This is a genomic window from Streptomyces sp. cg35 (genome assembly GCF_050410835.1).
Lineage (GTDB): Bacteria > Actinomycetota > Actinomycetes > Streptomycetales > Streptomycetaceae > Streptomyces.
Genome location: NZ_CP191268.1, coordinates 8,905,746 through 8,924,186 on the forward strand (window position 1 = coordinate 8,905,746; position 18,441 = coordinate 8,924,186).

The 18,441-nt window shown below is 67.8% G+C and carries 15 protein-coding genes and 1 pseudogene; 8 read left to right on the forward strand and 8 right to left on the reverse strand.

Annotated elements, in window-relative coordinates; genetic code table 11:
- Nucleotides 1–14: 14 nt before the first annotated feature.
- Nucleotides 15–773, forward strand: coding sequence for a DUF1838 family protein (locus tag ACQUQD_RS40910; protein ID WP_428957310.1), 759 nt, complete (start codon nucleotides 15–17; stop codon nucleotides 771–773).
- 170 nt (nucleotides 774–943) lie between these two features.
- On the forward strand, nucleotides 944–2,410 hold the full coding sequence (locus ACQUQD_RS40915) for a WGR domain-containing protein (protein WP_428957311.1): 1,467 nt from the start codon (nucleotides 944–946) through the stop codon (nucleotides 2,408–2,410).
- A gap of 313 nt (nucleotides 2,411–2,723) precedes the next feature.
- Here the strand turns inward: ACQUQD_RS40915 and ACQUQD_RS40920 are convergent, their stop codons facing one another.
- Nucleotides 2,724–3,104, reverse strand: coding sequence for an STAS domain-containing protein (locus ACQUQD_RS40920; protein WP_428957312.1), 381 nt, complete (start codon nucleotides 3,102–3,104; stop codon nucleotides 2,724–2,726).
- Between the two features lie 240 nt (nucleotides 3,105–3,344).
- Here ACQUQD_RS40920 and ACQUQD_RS40925 point away from each other — a divergent pair, with 240 nt between their 5' ends.
- The 5 genes from ACQUQD_RS40925 to ACQUQD_RS40945 all read left to right on the forward strand — a co-directional run bounded on the left by ACQUQD_RS40925 (nucleotide 3,345) and on the right by ACQUQD_RS40945 (nucleotide 8,898).
- Entirely contained in the window at nucleotides 3,345–3,734 is a 390-nt protein-coding gene (locus tag ACQUQD_RS40925; protein ID WP_428957313.1) for an ATP-binding protein, read from the forward strand.
- Between the two features lie 136 nt (nucleotides 3,735–3,870).
- Nucleotides 3,871–4,743 (forward strand): SigB/SigF/SigG family RNA polymerase sigma factor, encoded by an 873-nt coding sequence (locus ACQUQD_RS40930; protein ID WP_428957314.1) that lies wholly within the window; start codon nucleotides 3,871–3,873, stop codon nucleotides 4,741–4,743.
- A 719-nt stretch (nucleotides 4,744–5,462) separates the two neighbouring features.
- Complete coding sequence (locus ACQUQD_RS40935; RefSeq protein WP_428957315.1) at nucleotides 5,463–6,341, forward strand: PLAT/LH2 domain-containing protein; 879 nt, start codon at nucleotides 5,463–5,465, stop codon at nucleotides 6,339–6,341.
- Nucleotides 6,342–6,643: 302 nt separating this feature from the next.
- Nucleotides 6,644–7,891: a hypothetical protein gene (locus ACQUQD_RS40940; RefSeq protein WP_428957316.1), complete on the forward strand. Its 1,248-nt coding sequence runs from the start codon at nucleotides 6,644–6,646 to the stop codon at nucleotides 7,889–7,891.
- Between the two features lie 278 nt (nucleotides 7,892–8,169).
- Nucleotides 8,170–8,898 carry a DUF2625 family protein gene (locus tag ACQUQD_RS40945; protein WP_428957317.1) on the forward strand — a complete coding sequence of 243 codons (729 nt, stop codon included), beginning with the start codon at nucleotides 8,170–8,172 and terminating at the stop codon, nucleotides 8,896–8,898.
- A gap of 160 nt (nucleotides 8,899–9,058) precedes the next feature.
- Here ACQUQD_RS40945 and ACQUQD_RS40950 read toward each other — a convergent pair whose 3' ends face one another.
- The 4 genes from ACQUQD_RS40950 to ACQUQD_RS40965 form a co-directional block, all read right to left on the reverse strand.
- Nucleotides 9,059–9,961 carry an NAD(P)H-binding protein gene (locus tag ACQUQD_RS40950; RefSeq protein WP_428957318.1) on the reverse strand — a complete coding sequence of 301 codons (903 nt, stop codon included), beginning with the start codon at nucleotides 9,959–9,961 and terminating at the stop codon, nucleotides 9,059–9,061.
- Nucleotides 9,962–10,302: 341 nt separating this feature from the next.
- Nucleotides 10,303–10,773 (reverse strand): MarR family winged helix-turn-helix transcriptional regulator, encoded by a 471-nt coding sequence (locus ACQUQD_RS40955; protein WP_428957319.1) that lies wholly within the window; start codon nucleotides 10,771–10,773, stop codon nucleotides 10,303–10,305.
- Between the two features lie 57 nt (nucleotides 10,774–10,830).
- A complete protein-coding gene (locus tag ACQUQD_RS40960) occupies nucleotides 10,831–12,039 on the reverse strand; it encodes an FAD-dependent monooxygenase (protein ID WP_428957320.1) in 1,209 nt (402 codons plus the stop codon).
- Between the two features lie 77 nt (nucleotides 12,040–12,116).
- Nucleotides 12,117–13,613: an MFS transporter gene (locus ACQUQD_RS40965; RefSeq protein ID WP_428957321.1), complete on the reverse strand. Its 1,497-nt coding sequence runs from the start codon at nucleotides 13,611–13,613 to the stop codon at nucleotides 12,117–12,119.
- Between the two features lie 374 nt (nucleotides 13,614–13,987).
- On the opposite strand from ACQUQD_RS40965, the gene ACQUQD_RS40970 reads away from it, so the two are divergent.
- Nucleotides 13,988–15,649 (forward strand): alpha-L-fucosidase, encoded by a 1,662-nt coding sequence (locus ACQUQD_RS40970; protein ID WP_428957322.1) that lies wholly within the window; start codon nucleotides 13,988–13,990, stop codon nucleotides 15,647–15,649.
- A gap of 19 nt (nucleotides 15,650–15,668) precedes the next feature.
- Here the strand turns inward: ACQUQD_RS40970 and ACQUQD_RS40975 are convergent.
- The 3 genes and pseudogenes from ACQUQD_RS40975 to ACQUQD_RS40985 form a co-directional block, all read right to left on the reverse strand.
- Nucleotides 15,669–16,384, reverse strand: a pseudogene (locus ACQUQD_RS40975) (IS5 family transposase); the annotation flags it as partial.
- An 81-nt stretch (nucleotides 16,385–16,465) separates the two neighbouring features.
- Nucleotides 16,466–17,047 carry a hypothetical protein gene (locus ACQUQD_RS40980; RefSeq protein WP_428957323.1) on the reverse strand — a complete coding sequence of 194 codons (582 nt, stop codon included), beginning with the start codon at nucleotides 17,045–17,047 and terminating at the stop codon, nucleotides 16,466–16,468.
- A 497-nt stretch (nucleotides 17,048–17,544) separates the two neighbouring features.
- Nucleotides 17,545–17,985: a hypothetical protein gene (locus ACQUQD_RS40985; RefSeq protein WP_428957324.1), complete on the reverse strand. Its 441-nt coding sequence runs from the start codon at nucleotides 17,983–17,985 to the stop codon at nucleotides 17,545–17,547.
- Between the last annotated feature and the right edge of the window lie 456 nt (nucleotides 17,986–18,441).

The window sequence follows — 18,441 nt, forward strand, 5'->3', positions numbered from 1 at the left end:
GGCAGGCTGCTCGTATGACGACCTCCGAAGAACAGTTCCGCTCCTTCGCTCGTACTCGTGCTTCGCTGGACGGGGAGGAGGTCACGTTCTGGTGGACCGGAGACGTGTACTCCTGGTCGCCCGACGAGCCCTACGAGCGGGTCTTCGGTTTCGAAGGCGTCAATGTCGCCCGTCTGGTTCCGAACCTCGACGCGGGTCCGGGTGCCTATCGGCTCCTCACTCGCGAGGCGGCCTTCTATCTGGACCCCGCCACCCGGGAGATCCTCGAGACGTGGCGGGAACTGCCCGTGGTGCACGTATGGAACGACCCGGCGAATCAGTCGTGGCGGCCCTTCCCGGTCCCGACGACGGAGCTCGGCGGGCAGGTCTGCTTCAGCCTGGACATCCCGCTCAGCTACCCCTCACCGCTGCCCGTCACCGAGTATCCGGTCCACTCGGCCGGCGACACGTACAGGGCCTTGGAACGGTTCCAGTTCTTCGCCGACCGTGCCGACCTGGCGGGACCCGCTCCCAGCGTCCCCGCCACCATGTCGTGGAGCCGGATGTCCCCCTGGCTGCCGTGGATGGCTCGCGGCCAGAGGCCCGGCGGCCTGGCCTACCACTGCCGGGGGCGCAAGCTCGGCTCGTATGCAGAGGTACCCGAGCGGACGCGCGCTTACATAGCCGACCATCACCCGGAGTTCGCTCACGCCCCCGAGCAGTGGACCGAGCCGAACGAGACCAGCTGGACCTACTTCCGCCGCCTCAACCCGCCGAACCGGTCGTCGGCTTGAGTGAATGGACGGGCCCGAGCGCTGTCACCAGCACCTGCTGAGGGGGCGGGCGTGGGCCCTCCTTGGGGCGTGGGCGGTCGCGTGATCGATTGTCAGTGGCGGTCCCTAATGTGGGATCACCAAGGGCCAGCCGCAGGGGCGGGTCCGGCTTAGTGGGGGAGAGGTGTGCCGTGGCCGCTGCGCAGGCACCACAGACAGAGGACACGACGTACCTGGAGCTGTCCCAGGAGGGCTCCGGCGCACACAAGTTCTACGAGGTGACCGTCTCCGGCACGGACGTCTTCGTACGGTACGGACGCATCGGAGCGGACGGTCAGAGACAGAACTCGACGTTCCCCACCCCGGAAAAGGCGCGGGCCGCGGCGGCCAAGAAGATAGGCGAGAAGGTCCGGAAGGGGTACGCCCCAGCGGTGCGCGGCCAGCGCGCGGCCCGCGCGGTGACGCGCCGTCAGGTGACGTCCGCCCCCTCCACGGCCCGCTCCACCGCACCCGTGCTGTGGCGCTTCCGCACCGGAGCCTCGGCGTTCGGTATCCATGTGGACGAGGACCGCTGCTGGGTGGGCAACCAGCGCGGAGACGTCTATACCCTGGGGCACAACGGCGAGGTGCTCGCGCACTACTCCCTGCCGGACGGGGTGAAGTGCCTGGTGGCCGACGACTTCTGGATCTACGCGGGCTGTGACGACGGCCAGGTGTACGACCTGTCCGCAAAGGTGCCGTTCGCCGCCTACACCATCTCCGATGACGTCGACATCTTCTGGTTGGACATTCACGAGGGTGTGCTCGACGTCTCGGACCGCGACGGTGGGCTGACCGTCATCGACCACGAGGACGAATTCCAGTGGTCGCGCTCCTCAGCCGGTGACAACGCCTGGATGGTCCGCGCCGACGACCGCGCGGTCTACCACGGTCACTCCCAGGGTGTCACGGCCTACGCGACCGACGGCACCGGTCAGTTGTGGCACACGGCCACCTCGGGGAACGTTCTCTTCGGCTGGCAGGAGCACGACGCGGTATACGCGGGCACGGGCCGCCGCGTCGTCCAGCGTCTCGCCAAGAGCACAGGCCGCGTCGAGGCCACGTACAGCTGCGACGCCGCCGTGTACTCCTGCGCCACCTCGCCGAACGGGCAGTACGTCTTCGCGGGGGACTCGTCCTCCTCGGTCTACTGCTTCGCCGCCGACGGTACCCGGCTGTGGAAGCTGGGCACCGGCGGAGGATCGGCGCTCTCCATGCAGTACCACAGCGAAAAGCTGTACCTGGTCTCCACCGACGGTTCGCTCGCGTGCGTGGACGCGAGCGACGCCGCGATCTCCGCCGCCCAGTCCGGCACCGTGCCGGTCGCGCAGGACATCAAGCTGGCCGCCGCCCTGCCGACGTACACGCCCCCGGCGACCCCCGCGGCCGTCGCCACGATCGCGGCTGCCCCCGCGCCGGGCACGGGAGTCGTGGTGGAGTGCGTCCAGGAAGGCGGGCGCCTGCGGGTGCATGTGGTGTCCGAAGGCTACGAGCCGAGCTGGAACGTTCAGTTCCCCCGCACCATCCGCCAGCCAGGTGCGCGGTATGTGGTGGACGCGCTGCACACGTCGTCGAACGGCTTCTACAGGGTGCGGGGTGAAATCCGGCGCTTGGTGTGAGAGAGCGATGGGGAGCGCGGGTGTGGTGCGCGGCGGGTGGCGAGGACGGGATCACCGCCGGGCATGCGGCCCCCGCGCCCTCAAGACGACGCGCGCCGCGTGGCCCGGCGCCACCGTGGCGGCGCCTGGCTGTGGAGTGTCGGTGGCCAGGGCCAGGCGCCACGTCTAGAGCGCTGCGTTGACGGGTTGCAAGAGGCGAGTCGCGCATTGTGGCGGATTGGGGCCATGCCCGGAGACATGTGAGGATCCGCCCGTGGAGTGCGATGTGTGTGCGGGCGACGTGGCGATGATCGGCGCCGGTGCTTGAACCGACTCAAGCAGTGGAGCGGCCTCGGAGTTCGTGCACGTGCCGTATCCCGTCACTGCGGGTGCCGGTGAGGACCAGGACGTCGTTGACGCCGGTTATTTCGAGGAGTCGCTGTATGCCGCTGTGGTACGGGCCGGCGAGTACGAAGGGGCGTAGCACGCTCTGGTGCGCGGCATGCTCGCGCAGGATCAGGTTGAGCAACGAGCTGTCGGCGAAGTCGAGGTCGGCCAGATCAACCACCGTGCCCACACTGCTGGTGTCAGTGCGCGCAGTGTTCAGTGCCAGCGCGGCCTCGGCCTCGTCGGTGAGGTCGAGGTCGTTGCGAAACGAGACAACGGCCACCCGTTCCTGGTGGGTGACGTCGATGTTCTGTCTGTCGGGATCCATCCTCCGACCCTCCCACAGGTTCCTGATGGTGTGACGAGGAGGTCCTGTTTCGAACCCTCCTCCTTGGAGAAGAAGGCAGCTCGGACGCCCTCTTATTGCTTCAGCACCTGTTCCGACGCGACCCGGGCAGGCCATGGCGAGGTGGGCGGGAGTGTGGGGCGGGGAGTGTCGGGCATGCGCAGAAGAACCGACGATACGAGCGCGGTGACAGCACGTGCGCGGGGAAAGGATCAACGCACGATGAGTGGTACCGAGACCTTGGAAGCACAGGACATCAGTTGCGCTGACGCCCGGTCCGCGGTCCGGGCGGTGCTGATGGAGGTGTGCCCTGGCCTGCCACTGGCTCGAGCGCAACGCCTGCGTGACGACGCGCTGCTCGTGGTGAGCGAGTTGACGGCCAATGCCCTCCTGCACGCCGGCGGGGTGACCCGCTTCAAGGCTTGCCTGACGGATGATGAGCTTCAGCTGCACGTCAGCGATTCCAGCCGCGCTGAGCCGCGTCGCCTGGCGACCGTCCACGGTCGGCCAGGGGGCTACGGGTGGAGGGTGGTCCAGCGCCTGTGCTCGCGCGTGCACGTCGAGGTGGAGCCGGACGGCAAGACGATCACCGCCGCGCTGGCACTGCCCTGACGCATTTCTGCGTCGAACTCGTGGGCTCAGCCGAGAAAGTTGCCTGATGGAAAGTATGTATGCCCACCCTGGGTGCGGGTAGCCGCAGGCATACGGGGAGATCAGGAACCAAACGGCGAGGCAGGGACGGGACGCAATGAGCACCACGGCGGTTCACCAGCAGACGCACACCACGACCCGGGCGGTGGAGAAGAGTCTGGTCGACCGCGCCTACGCGAACCCGGCTTCGATCGCTCCGCGTGATGCCCGAGAAATAGGCCGTTTCCTCTTCGACCGGCTCGCCCAACTCGAAGAGGGCACGCACGAGTACAGCGACGTGCGCAACGTGCTCATCGAGATGAACCTCTCCCTGGTCAAGTACGCGGCCTCCCGCTTCAAGCACCGCGGCGCGGAGGAGATGGAGGACATCGTCCAGGTCGGGACGATCGGCCTGATCAAGGCGATCGACCGGTTCGAACTGTCCCGCGAGGTCGAGTTCACCTCCTTCGCGATCCCCTACATCGTGGGGGAGATCAAGCGCTTCTTCCGCGACACCTCGTGGGCCGTGCACGTGCCGCGCCGGCTTCAGGAAGCACGCATCGAACTGTCCAAGGCCACCGAGGAGCTGCGTACCCGGCTCGGGCGCTCCCCTTCCACGGCCGAGCTCGCCGAGTTGATGCAGTTGGAGCCCTCCGAGGTCGCGGAGGCGCAGAAGGCGTCCAACGGCTACAACAGCGTCTCTCTCGACGCGGCCGTCAACGGTTCCGATGACGAGTCCGAGACGATGCTCGCCGACTTCATCGGCATCGACGAGGACCGCTTCGAACTCGTCGAGAACTTCCACTCGCTTGCGCCGCTCATCGCGGACCTGGACGAGCGGGACCGGCGTCTGCTCCACCTGCGCTTCGTCGAGGAACGCACGCAGGCCGACATCGGTGAAGAGCTGGGCTGTTCGCAGATGCATGTCTCGCGCCTGATCACCCGCGCGGTGAGCAAGCTCCGCGCGGGGCTGATGGCCGAGGACGACTGACCGGGCTGCGCACGCTCGACTGCGCAGGGCGGCAGGGGGCGCTGGGCGACGATGGCGGTGGCGCGGCGTCATGGTGAGGGTTCCGAGCAAGTCCGCAGTGTCGCGGAGCCACCTGCGCCTTCAACGCCTGTGACAGGTTCCGATACCCGCCAGATGGTGCCGCGTGGAGCCGACCGGGGCGCCGATGGCCAGCACAAAGCTATACGTGCCGTGGTGTGCAGCGAGTCATTCGCACTGGCACTCCGTGAAGCTGTGACGGTGCATCACGCCACCACGGCTCACAGCCGCGGACCACGGGCCGCCCGGGACTCTGCCCTCGCGGCCGGGTAGCGTCCTGTCGTCACCAGCGGTATCGATGCGGTAGGCCGCTGGGCCTGCTCAGCGCACCAGGAGATCGACGGCGACCTCAAGCCGTTCGAGAAGGAACTGCCCTCTCTCCAGGCCCGTCAACACCTCGGAGAGGGCAGTAACAACTCCCATTGCTCATCGGTCGGTCCACAGCGATGACTCACAAGACCCGTACGCCCCGTCAGGCAGGCGTTGCTGCACCGTGTTGACGCTCTCACCGCATCGGCCCGAGCGCACGCCGGTGCGCTTGCGCCGGCGCGGTGGTCGACTGACGGAGCAACTCCGACTACGCCTATATGCCGATACACGTCCATAAGTTCCGCTGCTCTGATGGGGAGTCCACCGTCCAGCTACCAAGGGAACGGGGAGACATGGACAACCTGCGAGCCGATGTGTTCCTCCCACTGAGCGAGGGTCACCTGATGTGGACGGACGCCCGGCTAGAGCGCGACACCGGCTTTCTACTGGCCAAGACGCGCATCCAGTCGGTCGTCAAGCTGGCTGGATTCCATGGGGCCGCTCAAGTGGTCCTGCTCAACGCGCATCAAGAGGTCCTGGCCCGCTCGGACATGCACACCTGGGGGGTGGACGGTGTCTGGATCGGCACCAACGATCGCACCGAGGTATGGAGCCATTCGTTCGACCCGGACACGGTTCGGCAGGCCACGGCCTTGGGAGTCCTGCACACCTGGGACCCCCAGTGGCTGAGTTCGATCAACAACACGATCGCTTGGACAGGAAGAGTCTGGAATGCCGTCAAGGAATGGTTCGAGAGCGAGGGCAAGGGCGGCGGGGATACCGGCGGAGACGACACCATCAGTTGGCCTCAGGCCGGCTGGCCCTGGACGGACGTGGATTTCTACCGGGCGTCTGTGGCGCACATACCGCGGGTGGGGTACACCATCGACGTCTTCACCGGCTCTCGGAGCGGTGCCGGAACCGACGCCAACGTCTACATCACCTTGCACGGATCCAAGGGCAGCAGCACCGAACTGCAACTCGACAACGACGGTGAGGACAACTTCGAACGCGGGAAGATGGACAGCTTCTCGGTCCAACTCCCGGAACTTGACGAAATCCAGCGCTTGCAGATCCGGCACGACAACTCGGGAGGCGGATCCGGCTGGTTCCTCGACAAGATTGTCGTCCGCCGGGACGACACCAAGCAGGAGTGGCCCTTCGAGTGCGGCCGATGGCTTGCCTGGGACGAGGACGACAAGGCTATCGACCGCGAGCTGATCAAATCCTGATGTGAGCCTGCGCCGCCCGCCTGGTCATCTTCGTGGCGGCGCGTAGAAGTCATCCAGCTTGGCCATCGACAGACACTGCAGCACCCTCACCGGCGCCCCACCCTTCATGCCACCGCACCGCTGTTGTGATGCTGGGGCTACTCCTCCTCGACCGTGTTCTCATCGAGCGGGGCGAGCAGGACAGTGGCGGGGCCGCACTCCTTGCGGGCCCTGGCTCCGGGCCGCTCCGGCGTGACCACGGCCCCCCTATGCTCGGTGATCGGCGCGTCGGCCGCCGTGAACGGGAGCGAGGGGGAGACGCGATGGGCGTGGGCTGGCGTCGGCTGTTGCAGACGATGGCCGTGGGCGGGATGGGGCTGAGCCTGTACGCGGGATGGCTGACCGTCGATGACTTCCGGGACCGGGCTTCGAGCGAGCACGACATCGCCGCGGCGTGCGGCGGGCTGGTGCCGGGCGCCGCGGTGATGGACCTGCAAGGCGGCGTGGTCCGCGCCAAGGCCTACGAAGGCGGTCTCGTCCCCAATCATCCCGGCTCGTGCACCGTGTACCGGGTGAACGGTCCGCACGACACCAAGGCTCTGTTCACCCTGGAGTCCAGAGGCAGCTACACGGTGGCGCGTGACGCGTCCGCGGTGCCGACCCACATCATCGGCGACGACGCGACGAGCTCGGAAGAACCCTTCGACTACTTCCACCGCACCGATGACCGCCGCCGCGATGCCACCGCCATCGCCGATCGTGCGGAGCCGCGTCCGCTCGGCGACGGCACGCTCGGCTGGTACGGGGACTCATTCGCCACCGCCCGCGCCGAGTGCGGCCCCTCCAGCCGCTCCTCGGCGCCGGCCCGGCTCACTGCCACCGCGCGCGTCCTCTTTGACGACGTCTCCGCGGCGGACCGCGAACGCCTGGCCACCCTCGCCCGAACGGCGGTGCGCACGCTGGCCGACCGCACCGGCTGCGCAACGCACCTGCCAGCCCTTCCCGACCGCCTGCCGCCCGCGCCCACTGCGCTGCGCCCTGCCAAGACGGCCACCGGCGCATGCCAGTGGCTTGTCGGCCACCTCACGGCGCACGGCCAAGATCGGCTGCCCGATCGGGTGCTGGACTCACCGGTGGGCGCAGCAAATCCTCAGGAGACCTGCCTGATGGCAGCCAGCCCCGACCAGGTCCGCCGCATCACGCCCGGCCTGGACCGCAGCGGACGCACCTATGCCCGCAGCGCGCTCACCCACTCGCCGTGGTGGCTGCGCACCGCCTCCTACTTCGGAGTTGAGGCGGGCACGGTCGGCTACAAGGACTCAGACGCGGACCGCGATACGTTCATCAAGCCGGGCACAGCGGGCGGCAAACTGAAGGGCATCTGGTGGGCATCCTCGGTCTGTGACGGTAAGCCTGCCCTGCACACGCTCACCTCCAGCTACACCTACGACGGTGTGCTCGGCAGCCGGACGATCTCTGCCCTGTTCCGCGCCTACGTCGATGACATCACCACCCGGCGAGGCTGCACCCAGGTGACGTTCCCGGACGCCAAGGACTTCCACGTCGCCTGACCCGCGCCCACTGCCCCGGCGGGCCGACTCTCCGCGCACGGCATTCCCGTGACGCTGCCGTCGGGTCGGCAGCCCTGTGCGGCCTCGTTCGCCGGGTTGTTGTCACATATCTGTGCCTGGGAACGAGAAAGCGCAGAGTGTCCTCGTGGGGATCTGCGTCGCGGCGTTCGGCGGATCCCGGCCCATGGAGAACTCATCCTTGAACCCCTGAGCCGGTAGGTAGCGGGAGCCGATCACCCGGTGAGGAGGTACCACCGACCCGGTGCGACCATGTGCGGATGCGAGCGCTCGAAGAACTGGTCAACGTGGATGTTCCGGCATGGCCGGAACTGCAAGAGGCGTTCAACAGCGCTGCGGTCGAGCTGGAGGTGCTGACGGGCACCGAGGGAGGCGATGGCGCTTCGCTATTGCAGCTGCAGGTCAGTGCCGGATCGGCACTCGGTGCGATGGTCCTTCACTGTGGTGGGCTGGTGCTTGATGGAGGCTGGCTCCGGATCTTCGGAGGCAGGTCTTCGGGCCCGCAGACCCACCTGCCGAGTCTTGCTGAGGTTAACCAGTTCCCGGACATTGTTGATCTGGCATGGCGCCCGACGGACGGGCTGGTGGTCGGGCAGGACGTGCTCGGGGGCGTCTTCGCACTCAACGGTCATGATCCGGTGGCGTCCGGTCGGCCCGGTGCGCCTGGCCGGATGACGTACTTTGCTCCGGACTCCCTGGAGTGGGAAGCCATGGACATGGGCTATGGCACGTGGCTGACCTGGACTCTCTCCGGCCGGCTGGCCCAGTTCTATGAAGGGTTGCGGTGGCCCGGCTGGCAGGGGGAGACCGCTGACCTCTCGGGTGCTCAGGGGATCACGGTCTATCCCTTTCTCTGGTCGAAGGAAGCACAGGAGGAACTGGCAGCAACCACCCGGGCGCCGGCTCCTATGAGTGAGATCCTCACGATGAGCCAGGACTTCTGCCAGCAGATGGGGTTGCCTGCGCCAGGATTTCTGGGCGTTGCCTGACGAACGGCCGGGTGTGCTTGCCGGTCCTTTGCGGGATGTCAGGCAGCTCGAAGTGTCGTCGTTGCTTGCGGTGGCAGCGGCATCGGGGCGCGCTGCCCGGCGAGTAGGGCGGCGCGTCATCAACGTGATGGCCGCGAGGGCGAGAATCGCTTCGGTGCGCTCAGGCAGGCTCTCGCCTCTCCTGCGGTAGTGGGGCGCGGGTCTTGGAGCCGCTGGCCCCTTCGGTGGTGTCGCTCGGCGGCACGGGGCGGGGGAGGAGCGTGGCGACTGCCTGGTCCAGCGTGGTGGGCGGGTGTCCGAGGACGCTGTGGAGGTCGTCGGTCTGCCGTTCCAGGACGCCGGATCGGACCTGGCTCTCCAACCAGCCCTGGGGACCGGGAGTGAGGCTGTTCCTTACGCGGTGGACGACGGGTGTACCGGAGACGCGGGTGAGGGCTTGTGCGAGCTGGGGATAGGTCCACAGGGCGCCGGTGAAGTCGTAGGCGCGGCCCAGGTGCTCATCCTCGGCGAGGACGCGTGCGGCGGCTTCGGCCAGGTCGGCGCGGGAGGCGGTGTTGATGCCGCGTCCGCCGGTTGCGTCGTCCAGTGCGCCGGAGGCGACGGCTGCGTGCAGGTTGGAGTTGAGGAAGGCTTCGCTGTAGAAGGGGTGGCGCAGCAGCGTGTACGGCAGGCCGCTGGCTTCCAACGCGTGTTCGGTGGCGTAGTGCGCCTCGGTGACGCCGTCGGCCCGAGTGTCGGCGTCCAGGAAACTCGTGTAGACGATGGCACCGATGCCGACGGCGCGGGCCGCGTCGATGGCGGCCCGGTGCTGGCGGATGCGGCGGGCCGGGTCGAGTTCCGGGGAGGAGATCAGGAGCAGCCGATCGGCGTTCTTGAACGCCGTGAGCAGCGTGTTGGGGATGTCGTAGTCGCCTGGGCGAACCTGAACCCCTCGCGCGGCGAGATCCGCGACACGATCCGGAGTGCGCACCGCAAGTACCACGTGCTCGGCAGGGTGCCGGGCCAGCAGGTGATCAACGACCAGTCTGCCGAAGGCACCCGACGCAGCGGACACAACAATCATGCGGAACCCCCTTGCCATGTGGCCGTCGGTGCCACCGCAGGACTGGCTCTGGTGACCGGGATGGCGGGCACACCATCGGACAACAACGCCCACCCCGTCAAAGGCTTTTCCCGGCATCCCCGAAGGACGACCGGCCCCCAGGCGTCCTGGTTGACAGACATCCGCGAAGGACCTGCAGGTGACGATCGCCGCGCTGCTGGTCGCGCACAGTTGCAACGTCGGCTGCATCCCCCTCATCAGTGCCGCGGACGCCCTGAAGTACGGACGGCTGTCCCCCGTCGACCGGCTGCTGCACCGCCGGATTCGCACGGGGCCCGGACGCCGCTATCGGGTCAGGCCGCCTACGCTTTGGTCGCCCGGTCGTACGCGGCCACCGCCCGCTCGAGGAACGCAGCCACTATGGCCTGCTCCTGGGGCGTCATGGACTCGGTGATCTCGCCGATACCCGCGACGAGGGGCTCGAGATGCTCGAACGCGGCTTTCTCCCAGTGCTTCGCCGGTGTCACGAGTACCTTGCGCCGGTCGCTGGGGTGCGGCTGGCGGCTGACGTGTCCGCCGTCCGCCAGGCGGTCGATGACCAGGGTCATCGCCGCTGTCGATGTACTGAGTTCGCGAGCCAGTTCGCTCGGCGTCGCCGGCCCGGTGCTGACGAGACGGTCCATCACCGCGAGCCCTGCGGGGTCGACGTGCATCTGACGGCCCAGGTACCGCTCGAACCGCTGCTGGCGGCGGGTCAGGTTCCGCAACTGGTCGCGGATGGGACCCTCCGCCGGGGCTGCGGGCTGGGGACCGGTGGGCTGGTTGGCAGTCATGGCGTGGAAGCTGCTCCTGGGTCACTGAAGGCGTTGGCAACCAATCATGCGTGAGATCTACAGGCTGTAGGAGGGCAGGGCGAAGGTGTCGGCGGGAGGGACGAGGAAGCGGTTCAGCTGCGCGGCCACGCGGGGCCGCGCAGCCGCCCGTAGGACCACGTGGAGGGTGCGGATACCCGTCAAGGTCCGCGGTAGGGCGACGCGCGGCACGCCGGGCGGCAGGTCCTGGGCCCGCTCGGTGTAGGGGCGCAGGACCTTCTCGTAGTGGGTGAACGCCTGCTCGTGGTGGGCGTGGCGGGCGAGTTCACCGGCCAGGACGTAGGCGCCGGCGAAGGCGAGGCTGGTGCCCATGCCGCTCAGGGGCGAAGGGCAGTACCCGGCGTCCCCGAGCACGGCGACACGGCCGTGGGACCAGCGGGGCATGCGGACCTGGCTGACGTGGTCGAGGTAGAAGTCCGGCGCGGTGTCCATGGCCGCCAGGACGCGGGCCGTTTCCCAGCCGGCCTCGCGGAAGACGCGGTGCAGGAGCTGCTTCTGCGCTTGTGGCACCAGCTTCTCGTGCTGCTCGCCTGTGTGGGGCGGGGAGAGGAAGGACAGCGCGGCGCGGGTGGTGCCACGGGGGTCGGGGCGCAGGGTCACCACACGTCCCTCCGGAGCGTTGTACCAGCGGGCCCAGCGCCCGTCACGGGGCTCACCCGGGATGGTGAAGTAGGCGGTCGTCAGGCCCAAGGGCCTGATGTCCACCGCGTCGCCGAGACCGCCGAACACAAGGTCACGGGTGCGGGAGCGGGCACCGTCGGCGGCGACGACGAGATCGAAGGCCCGCTCGGCACCGCTGCGGAACGTGACCCGTACCCCCTCGCCGCTCTGCGACAGCTCGGTGATCTCATTGGAGAACAGGTATTCGGTATAGGGCCGCGTCTCCTCGTACAGGAGGCGGGACAGGTCGGCGCGGAGGATCTCCAGTTCGGCGACCGGCCCCTGTCCGCCGAAGGACGCTGAGGAGAACGCGGCCTTCACGCGGCCCGCCCGGTCGACGAACCGGATGCCTTCCTCGCGGGTGGCGTGGTCCTGCAGCGCCCGTTCCAGTCCCATCCTGCGGGCCACGGTGCGTCCGGCTCCCCGCAGGTCCACCGTCTGCCCGCCCTCCCTCACAGCGGGAGCACGCTCGACCACCGTGGCCGCGAGGCCGTGGCGGTGCAGCCAGTAGGCCAGGGCCGGGCCGGCGATGCCCGCTCCCGCGACCAGGACATGTCGATGGGCCATGACGTTTCCTTCCTTCCTCACGTGAGCTCCACGCGGGCCGGTCCGGTGCCGCGGCTGGGACGGCACCGGACCGGGGATCAAACAGTGACGTCCTGCTTCGCACCGCAGCCGGCAGAACTGCCGTCGGAGGCAGAGGGGATGATGCCGTGCTGCTCGTCCTCGGGCCGGCCCTTCTTCGGCAGCAGGAAGGTGATGGCCAAGAACGCCGTAAGAAGACATGCCTGGACGATCAGCGCATGGTGGAAGCCGGCAGTGAAGTCGCCGGTCTCGGCCTGCGCGAAGAACACCGAGCCGAAGATCGCCACTCCGATGGAGCCGCCGATGGCCTGCACCGCGGACAGGACGCCGGAGGCGGAGCCGATCTCGTCGTCGTCGACCGCGGCGAGGATGAAGCTGAACAGGGCGGCGATGACCATGCCCGCTCCGACACCGGCCACCGCCACCCCCGGGGCGATGTCCCAGATCGAGAACGACCCCGTGCTCAGAGCATCGAGTTCGAACCAGAGCAGCGCCGCACCGGCGAGCTGTACCACCGGCCCGACCTGAAGGACCTTGCGGCCGATCCTGTCGGCGAGGAAGGCGCCGCTGACCGCGCCGCCGATCGCCGTACCCACGGCGAGCGGCAGGTTCCCCAGGCCCGCGTCCCCGGCGTTGAAGTGCTGGCCGATCTGCAGGAACAGGGTGAGTACGAGCTGCGTGCCGATCAGCCCGCCGAAGAACAGGGCGATACCGCCGAGCCCGACGGTGAAGGCGGGCTTGCGCAGCAGGGCCGGGGTCACCAGGGGCTCACGGCCCGCCGCGGCGGGCCGGCGCTGCTGGAGCGCGAACAGGCCGAACCCGACGACGGAGGCGGCCATGCACAGCCAGGTCCACAGCGGCCAGCCGTCCTCCTGCCCCTGGTTCAGCGGCAGCACGAGGAGCGCGCAGGACGCCACGACCAGGCCCGCGCCGCCCATGTCGACCCGCACGGTGCGGTCGCCCGGCTTCTTCGGGACGAACTTCGCCGCGATGGCCAGGGCCGCGAGCCCGATGGGCAGGTTGACCAGGAACACCGACCGCCACCCGAGGCCGAGGATGTCGCCCTCGATGAGAAAGCCGCCCAGAACCGGGCCGATGATGCCGCCCAGGCCGAGCACAGGACCGAAGATCGCGAAGACCTTGGTGAGTTCGGGCCCGGAGAAGTTCTCGCGCAGCAGGCCCAAGCCCTGCGGGAGCAGGATCGCCCCCGCGGTGCCCTGGAGCAGCCGGAAGACGATCAGCGACTCGATGTTCGGCGCCAGCGCGCACAGCAGAGAGCTCAGTGTGAAGGCCGCCAGACCGGTCAGGAACATCCGGCGGCGTCCATAGCGGTCACCGAGCCGGCCGCCCACAACCAGGCCGGCCCCCAAGGTGAGGGCGTAGCCGCCGATCACCCACTGCAGGCCGACGGAGCTGGCGCCGAGGGACTCCTCCAGCGCGGGACCTGCGACGTTGACGATGGACGCATCCAGGAGATCCATGACCTCCGCGACGATCATCACCACCAGGATCAGCCATCGCCACCGGTACGGCGCGGTGGTCGGCGTGGCATCCATTTTGCCTCACTTCATTGATTACCAATATTCTTAGCAATAATGAGAGTAGTCAGCGCCCTGTGGATGTCAACCGCACCCCGCCGCGGCCTCACGCCGGCATGACGGACATCCGTTACGCGCCTTACGGCGACTGACTGGCCGAGAGGCTCAGGACCGGCGCGAGGAAGAGGTAATGGCGGCATCCGCCTTCCGTGGCGGGGGCGATCGCGCTGGAGACTGAGGTGCGGATGCGGATGCGCGCTGGCCGGTCCCACCCGCCACAGGCATACATGGGATCTCTGCTGTCGTATCTCTTATCGCCAGTCTCTTCGTGCGACATGATGCCCTGGAGTTCAGCGAAGAGATCCGAGCAATGTGCCTTGCAGGAGGGAACAATGACGTCTCGCCGCCAGATCCTCGGCGCCCTGGGAGCCGCCCCCGTGATCGCCGCCCTCGGCAGCACCGGCGCGTACGCCACCACCGCCGCGCCGACGGCCGCACCAACGGCCGGTCAGGCCCGCGTCCGTCCCGCCTCGATCATTCCGATCACTGCGGAGGACACCCCGGAGCAGATCATCGCCAAGGCCGCGAACGTCGTCCCCAGGAAAGGGCAGGTGGGGTGGCAGCGGCGGGAGATCACGGCGTTCACGCACTTCGGGATGAACACCTTCACCAACCGAGAGTGGGGGTCGGGCGCCGAGGACGAGGCGACGTTCGCGCCGTCCGCGGTCGATGCCGACCAGTGGATCCGCACGTACAAGGCGATGGGCGCCGAGCTGGCGATGATCACCGCCAAGCACCACGACGGGTTCACGCTCTTCCCCAGCCGCTACACGCCGCACTCGATCCTCAAGAGCCCGGGGCAGCCGAACATCGTCCGCAGATACGTGGATTCAGCGCGCGCCCACCAACTGCGCGTAGGGATCTATCTCTCGCCCTCGGACGGCTCCGAGCTCCCGCACGCCTGGCACACCACGTGGATCGAGTCGCTGCGCAAGAAGCAGGCCGAGGGCGGGACGCTGACCTCGGTGGAGCTGACCGCGCTCGCCGACGGCGACCGTTCCCCCGGCGGCCTCGGCCGGTTCGGCAACGGCAGCACGGTCAAGAAACACACCATCCCCACCCTCGTGGAGGGCGACGACCGGGCCGACGACGTGCGGTCGGGGAAGCTGCCGACGTTCACCGTGCACGTCAACGACTACGACGCCTACTACCTGAACCTCGTCTACGAGCTGTTCACCGAGTACGGACCGCTGGACGAGTTCTGGCTGGACGGCGCCAACCCGTGGTCCGACGCCGGGATCACCCAGGAGTACCGCTTCGACGAATGGTTCCGGGTGATCAAGGCGCTGTCGCCGGACACCGTCATCTTCGGCGGCCCGACCGGCATCCGCTGGGTCGGCAACGAGAGCGGGATCGGCCGCGAGACCGAGTGGAGTGTGGTGCCGACCACCGCCGACCCGTGGACCTACCACGGAGAATGGCTGCTGCCGCACGGCCCGACTGCCGCCGACATCGGGTCCCGGGCCCGGCTCACCGAGACCGGCGTGACTCATCTGTCCTGGTTCCCCGCGGAGGCCGACGTCTCCAATCGACCAGGCTGGTTCCACCACCCGGACCAGAAGCCGAAGACGGCGGCCCAGCTCTTCGACCTGTACGAGAAGAGCGTCGGGCGCAACGCGACACTCCTGCTCAACGTGCCGCCGTCGAAGGCGGGGACGATCGACGCGGCGGATGTCGCCGAACTGACCGCGTTCGGGCAGCGGGTGCGGAAGGTGTACGGCCGGCCGGTGGCGAAGAACGCCGACGGAACCACCACCTTCGACCGGGTCGCGGTGCGCGAGGACATCGAGCACGGGCAGCGGGTGGAGGAATTCGCTGTGGAGGCCGAGATCGGCGGGGCCTGGCAGCAGATCGCCACCGGTACGACCATCGGTCACCAGCGGATCCTGCCGCTCGCCGCACCCGTCACCGCGCGCCGCGTCCGCATCAAGGTCCTCGCCTCCCGCGCGGAGCCCCGCCTGGGACGCACCACGCTCCACCGGGCGGCCGACTGAGCCGCGGCATCGGGTGGATGCGAAGGCGCTTGAACTGGTGGAGCCAGGCGAAGGTCCGCGCGACCACCCAGCGGGTCTTGCCCAGGCCCGAGCCGTGGGCGACGCCGCGTCGGGCGATGAGCGGCTTGATCCCACGCTTCCAGAGCAGGCGGCGGTCCTTGTCGAAGTTGTAGCCCCGGTCGGCGAACAGCCTGCGCGGCCGTGTTCGCGGGCGTCCGCGCAGGCCCGGACCGGTGGGATCGCATCGAGGAGCGGCAGGAGCTGGGTGACATCGTGTCGGTTGCCGCCGGTCAGCGTGACGGCAAGCGGGTTTCCGTCCCGGTCGACGATCAGGTGGTGCTTGCTGCCCGGCCGGCCCCGGTCGACCGGCGAAGGCCCGGTGTGATCCCCCCTTTGAGCGCCCTGACGTGCGAGCCGTCGATGGCCGAGTCATTCGTCTCCAGCAGACCCTCCGCGCGCAGCTCAGCGAGAAGGTCCTCGTGCAAGCGGTGCCGGACGCCGGCCTCAGTCCAGTCCCGGAGCCGACGCCAAGCGGTCACCCCTGAACAGCCGACGACCTGAAGGGGCACATCGCGCCAGGCCACTCCTTTGCGCAGCACAAGGATGATGCCGGCCAGTGCGACGCGGTCCGATACCGGCAGTCGCCCGGGGGCGAGGATGGCGCCTGGCGGGCCGGGCCGGGAGGAAGGGAGCTATGCGCTCCCAGAGATCGTCGGGAACAAGGTCAGCAGACACGTCGGAGAGTCTGCCCGACACGCCTCAGATACTGGCCGAGATACCGGTGTTGATGCGACTGGCGGCAGCGGGCGGTCGGACTCAGTGCCAGCCACCGTGGAGAGGCTCCACGTGCTCGCCGAAGAGCGGGTCGAACTCCTGCCCGTCATCGTCGGTCACGACGTAGTCCGGTTCGGTCTTCGAGACGGCTGCCTGCAGCTGGATGACCAGATCAGTGACAGGCAGGATCCGCAGAGAAAGGGCTGCGGCCACCTGGACGGCTTCGCTGTCGATGTCCGGGTTGTGCTTGTCACGGGACCGTTCAAGGTGTTGAGCGGTGATCTGCATGATCTCCACATCGCCACCGCCCGAGAATGAGAGGCAGTTCCGCCATTCCAGCCCGATGATGATCTCCAGCGCGTCCGCCAGATCTTCGGCGAGCAGCCCGCCTTCCCCTTCGGAACTTGCGAACACCACCGGCCGGCGACCGTTGTGCTCACCGCTCAGGAAGTACGCCCCGCCAGCGGACTCCCCGGCGATCACCTCCAGCGGTGCACCCGAGGCAAGTCTGAATCCATCGCCATAGTGCTTCCGGTGGATGTCGAAGCCGAACGATGACCGCAGCAGCAGATCGATCTCTGGGGTGGTCTGGATCAGGTCGAGCAGACGATCACTTGAGGTCATGGCCTGGACGATAGCGAGTGCCGCTGATGTGTCACCGTCAGGGCGAACAGGGCGCCTGGCTTTGTTCACGAGAACGGGGCTTTGGCACAGATCTTGAGAAGTCGTCGCAGAGCGTTACCTCAGTGTTCGATTGCGAGGAGACCGGTTCGCGTGAGACCGCGTACGCCTTGTCGTCCGACGATCGGAATTGACGATCCCTCAGGTATCTGTCGGCGACTGCTGGGGTGCGGCCCGCTTCGTCTCGATCGCACATACACCCACCTCGCCCATCTCCTGCGCTCCCCCGCTCCCGACGGTGAGGCACTGCTGGACCGGCTGTACGAGGAACTGCTGAACCGGGAGTCGCGGGCCTACGCGGCGGGCTGGACGGACGCGTTGGCGGAGGTGCGGCGGGGCGGAGCGGAGCAGGAAGCGTAGAGCCCGCGACTCCCTCCGAACCATGACGACAGCCGTCGGCAAGCCGGCGGCTGTCGTCATGAGCGGCCGTGGCGCGATCGTCAGAAGAAGGGCCGAGCCAGAGCCACCATCACGATTCCGGCGACGAAGAGAGCCAAGCCCCCGCCACCGAGCAGCTGAACCGCCAGGCGCTCCGCCCTGTAGTTGATGTCCTTGCGGCCGCCGGTCTTGGCCCGCGTCGGTTTCTTCGGGTCATAGATGACGGCGACCACGTCCCCCGGCGAACCGACCGGATCCAACTGCACTTCGTTGAACTCGGCCACGGCTCGGCCCTCGGGCAGGTGGATCCGGAAGATGACGCGCACCGATCCGCGCACGGGCCACGAGCGAGTGACCGTCGCCTCGCCCTCCACGCCACGGCGCTCCAGCTTCCGCAGCTTTCGATAAATACCGAGACTGCCGACCTGCATAAGCAGCCCGCACGTTCCCAGAAAAACGAAGAATATCCCCAGAAGATCAATCACCCCGCCGGGCTTTGCCACCGAACCCCCTCCAGAAGAGCCAGTTTGGCCAAATAAGAAAATCAACAGCACCCTACCGAAAAGGTCTACTACCCGCTACCACCCGGAAACGAGGCTCAAGTGTCCAGCAATTCAGACACGCAGGTTCGGGAGAAAATCGCATACCTAAAGAAGGGTATCAGCGCAGTAAACACCACACTGGACGCGCACGTTAATAAAGCGGATGATCTCGACACGGCAGACAAGAACGACATTCTGAATGCAACCAAGTCGGGCCCCGACGAGCAGAAGTCGGGTTAGCAAGCATTCTTTGAATCTATCGGTCTCAAAGGGCTGATAGGCGCGTTCAAGCAAGTCGGCGGCTGGAGCATCGTGATCCTCGCACTGGCCGCCGGCGTCGCCCTCATCAAGGACAAGGTCCTCAATTTCGCCACCATCCTGAATCTGATCTGGGAACGGATCACAGGCAAAATCTGA

Coding starts and splice junctions, on each gene's coding strand:
- ACQUQD_RS40925 (WP_428957313.1), top strand. CDS start 3,345: ATGAGTGGTACCGAGACCTTGGAAGCACAGGACATCAGTTGCGCTGAC.
- ACQUQD_RS40940 (WP_428957316.1), top strand. CDS start 6,644: ATGGGCGTGGGCTGGCGTCGGCTGTTGCAGACGATGGCCGTGGGCGGG.
- ACQUQD_RS40930 (WP_428957314.1), top strand. CDS start 3,871: ATGAGCACCACGGCGGTTCACCAGCAGACGCACACCACGACCCGGGCG.
- ACQUQD_RS40920 (WP_428957312.1), bottom strand. CDS start 3,104: ATGGATCCCGACAGACAGAACATCGACGTCACCCACCAGGAACGGGTG.
- ACQUQD_RS40945 (WP_428957317.1), top strand. CDS start 8,170: ATGCGAGCGCTCGAAGAACTGGTCAACGTGGATGTTCCGGCATGGCCG.
- ACQUQD_RS40980 (WP_428957323.1), bottom strand. CDS start 17,047: ATGACCTCAAGTGATCGTCTGCTCGACCTGATCCAGACCACCCCAGAG.
- ACQUQD_RS40970 (WP_428957322.1), top strand. CDS start 13,988: ATGACGTCTCGCCGCCAGATCCTCGGCGCCCTGGGAGCCGCCCCCGTG.
- ACQUQD_RS40950 (WP_428957318.1), bottom strand. CDS start 9,961: ATGATTGTTGTGTCCGCTGCGTCGGGTGCCTTCGGCAGACTGGTCGTT.
- ACQUQD_RS40910 (WP_428957310.1), top strand. CDS start 15: ATGACGACCTCCGAAGAACAGTTCCGCTCCTTCGCTCGTACTCGTGCT.
- ACQUQD_RS40965 (WP_428957321.1), bottom strand. CDS start 13,613: ATGGATGCCACGCCGACCACCGCGCCGTACCGGTGGCGATGGCTGATC.
- ACQUQD_RS40960 (WP_428957320.1), bottom strand. CDS start 12,039: ATGGCCCATCGACATGTCCTGGTCGCGGGAGCGGGCATCGCCGGCCCG.
- ACQUQD_RS40955 (WP_428957319.1), bottom strand. CDS start 10,773: ATGACTGCCAACCAGCCCACCGGTCCCCAGCCCGCAGCCCCGGCGGAG.
- ACQUQD_RS40935 (WP_428957315.1), top strand. CDS start 5,463: ATGGACAACCTGCGAGCCGATGTGTTCCTCCCACTGAGCGAGGGTCAC.